This window comes from Schinkia azotoformans LMG 9581, from assembly GCF_000307855.1.
GTDB lineage: Bacteria > Bacillota > Bacilli > Bacillales > Bacillaceae_J > Schinkia > Schinkia azotoformans.
This window is the reverse complement of record NZ_AJLR01000011.1, coordinates 1-2,176: the sequence shown is the minus strand read 5'-3', so window position 1 is coordinate 2,176 and position 2,176 is coordinate 1. Positions and strand designations below refer to the sequence as shown.

Annotated in this window: 1 protein-coding gene; it reads left to right on the top strand. The window is 39.1% G+C overall.

Annotated features, from left to right (window positions below; all coding sequences use genetic code 11):
• Positions 1 to 649 precede the first annotated feature (649 nt).
• Positions 650 to 2,083: a group II intron reverse transcriptase/maturase gene (gene ltrA, locus BAZO_RS01365; protein WP_003329398.1), complete on the top strand. Its 1,434-nt coding sequence runs from the start codon at positions 650 to 652 to the stop codon at positions 2,081 to 2,083.
• Positions 2,084 to 2,176: the final 93 nt, after the last annotated feature.

The window sequence follows — 2,176 nt, the reverse complement described above, 5'->3', positions numbered from 1 at the left end:
TTTTTGTGCGACGGGCAGTCGCATGGAGTGTTAACTTAGTTGACACTCTTCTTTTTCTTTGTTGGACAGAGACGTCATTTCGATGAAACGACTGGTTTGAAGATAAAGAATTGAATCCCAGATGGTGAAAATCCATCCCCAAGGAGACTGACCTAGCTTGGGAAGCCTAATCTAGGGCAACACCGTGAGGTGTTGTCTGAAGGAGATGCGGAAAGTCGTGAGACCCGTAGGTGAATAGGTAGACCCTAATGCAATAAGTGTGAAGCACGGCGGCGGGATAAGTTGGTGACTTTTCGAAAAGTGAGGAAGCCCACTAAACAGGCATTTCTTTAGAAGTCAGACCGAAGAAATGTGGCTTATAACGTGATGGTGCAGGGTATGCCCAGAAGGGAAATGCGATGACCCCGTGAGGTCTCCACCTAACCGAACAAGCAGGGTTCTAGTCTATAAGGGTAATCCGAAGTGACGAAGAACGGGTGGAGAAGTCAGACGTTCTCATAGTACGGAAGTAATTCGATGACCATAACATTGAATGAACGGAAGGGGAACGACCTATGGCTCCAAGTCATGTACTAGATGTAATGGCAACAATCAAGTTACTGCGGTAAAACCGTTTGAATGTACATCAAGGAAAGGCGTGGAATACGTAATGAATCAAGAGTGGAAATTTAAGTTACACAGTATTTATGGACAAATATTGTTCGACCGGAAGCTAACCCAAAGCTTTGAACAAGTGAAAGCGAATAAGGGTGCAGGTGGTATTGATGGAGAAACAATTGAAAGTTTTGAAGCCAAGTTAGAAGAAAACATCATGACAATACTAACCAAGCTTAAAACTAAAGTCTACCAACCCCAACCAGTTAGAAGAGTATATATTCCCAAGAAAAATGGAAAGAAACGACCATTAGGTATTCCTACAATTGAAGACCGTATTGTCCAACAAAGTGTGGTTAACGTACTACAACCTAAATTCGAAGATAATCTATTTCATAATTGGTCAGTTGGTTATAGACCAAATCGGGGTGTACAAAGAGCATTGCAAATAATTCTTTGGAATATCGAGCAAGGATATAACCACATATATGATTGTGATATAAAAGGATTCTTTGATAATATACCACATAAGAAACTGATAGGAGTTTTAAAGAAGTATATATCGGACCGTACGGTCCTAGGTCTAATTGACAAATGGCTAAAAGCTGGACATATGGAAGAAGGGAAACTTATACATTCCGACTATGGAACACCACAGGGCGGGGTGATCTCACCACTACTTGCGAATGTGTATCTAAATGAACTGGATTGGGAATGGGATTTAAATGGCATCCGATTCGTAAGGTATGCAGATGATTTCCTGTTGTTCGCTAAAACAAAAGATGATATTAATAAAGCAGCTTCCTTGACTAAGAATAAGTTAAATGAATTGGGGTTAGAAATCTCCAAAGAGAAAACAAGAGTTGTCAACTTCAATAAAGATGACTTTGACTTCCTAGGATTTACATTTCATCACTGGGACCAAGGGAAGAAAGATAACAAATTGTCTTTTCATGTTACCCCAAAGAAAGAATCAATTAAAGACTTTCGATTGAAGATAAAGGAAAAGACTAGGAAGTTTCTAACTTTGAGCAAAGAGGAATGGATTAATCGTGTTAATCCGATTATTCGAGGAAAAGTCAATTATTATGTAACCATCATCAAAGCAATAAAGGCTAATGAAGAACATGGACAGGAAAGTAACTGCAAAACACGGTGGATGAGAGGGATACTACTGAGTATGGATGGATACATAAGAAGAAGGTTACGGGTAGCATTTATTCACAAACATCCTAATCAAAGAAAAGGATGGAAAATGAATAGTAAATGGAATAATGCATTCTTCCTAAGTATTAAACTAATTCCTTCTTACTGGCTCTATCTAAACAAAGCATATGGATATACCAAGGAACAATATTTGACCGACATGACTAGAAAAGCCAAAAGGAATTTAAAGAACAAAATTAGTCGAACAAAAGCAAAAGGCGAGGAATACTACACTCCTCACCGACTCCAAAAGATGCAAAATGCTTGGAATGCATCCTCTTGATAAACATTATAACATATGGGTAAGCCGTATGCCTTAATAGGGCACGTACGGTTTGATAAGGGGGAAGCCTTGAAAGAGGTTTCCCTACTTTAT